Annotated in this window: 1 protein-coding gene; it reads left to right on the top strand. The window is 48.5% G+C overall.

Annotation, left to right across the window (positions count from 1 at the left end; all coding sequences use genetic code 11):
* Positions 1–56 precede the first annotated feature (56 nt).
* Positions 57–1,086, top strand: a 1,030-nt coding sequence (locus tag AC2FNV_RS23535) for a DUF2652 domain-containing protein (protein ID WP_496774740.1), incomplete at its 3' end; no start/stop codon positions are given.

The raw sequence follows: 1,086 nt of genomic DNA, 5'->3' as shown, positions 1-1,086 counted from the left end.
TAAAAATTCCAACTAAAATGAGCGCACTGTATCTTTTTCTCGATCAGGGGGAGCCGATGACAACAACGCACACAGGTTATTTGCTGATTGCAGATGTCACCGGCTACACACAATTCCTGACATCTTCGGAAATGGATCATGCCAATCCCATCTTGCAATCTCTGCTGGGAGCATTGCTTGAGCAAGTTGGAGACCCACTGCAATTTTGGAAAACTGAAGGCGACGCCGTTTTGGCCTATTCGACACGACAGGATTTCCCATCAGGAGAGACGTTTCTCACTATCTGCGAAAATCTCTACAACGCCTTTGCGCTCAGGCGACAGGACATAATCGCCAACACGACATGTCCATGCCGTGCTTGCGCCAATGTCGGCAATCTGGATCTCAAAATAATCGTTCATCACGGTCAATTCGATGAAATGCAATTGGGTCCGACCAAAGACATATCCGGGGCCGATGTTATTCTTGTCCACAGGATGACCAAGACTGATGTAACCCAACGTACTGGTATTCGCAGCTATGCCTTGTTCAGCGATGCGGCCGCAAATGCCATGGACGTCGGCGATGTTATGGAGCCTTTTTCGCAGGATTTTGAACATTTCGGCGAAGTCGATATGAAGGTCTATGATTTGGCGAAATCATGGGAAAAGTTACGGGCTAGTCGCGATCGCTATTTCCTCAACGAAGAAGATGGTGTGTGGACGTTCCGATACCATTTTAATGCCCCCATTGCAGTAGTTTGGGAGGCTCTCGTTGCTCCCGAGCACAAGCAAAATTGGATGGACCGGATCAAGACTGTAACAGTCGATAACCCGAATAGACGTCTTGGTCCAGGGTCCGACTATCATTGCGCTCATGAACTAGCGGACTTTTTTTACCGAGTTACAGATTGGGAACCGTTTGACTATTTTTCAACGCGTATTCAAGACCCTGCTCGTCCGGGTATAAGTCTACCTGAGACGTACCACCTGACGGAAACAGAAGGTGGAACTAACCTGCGTTACACGATGGGAGTGGCAACGGATACCGACGGAACTCGTTCGGAAATCTCCGAACAAGAGGCTTCAGCGTTTTTGGCGGATTTCT

It is taken from the genome of Ruegeria sp. BHSA163 (assembly GCF_059613365.1).
Note: the sequence above shows the minus strand (reverse complement) of the source record. Positions and strands in the feature narration are given on the sequence as shown.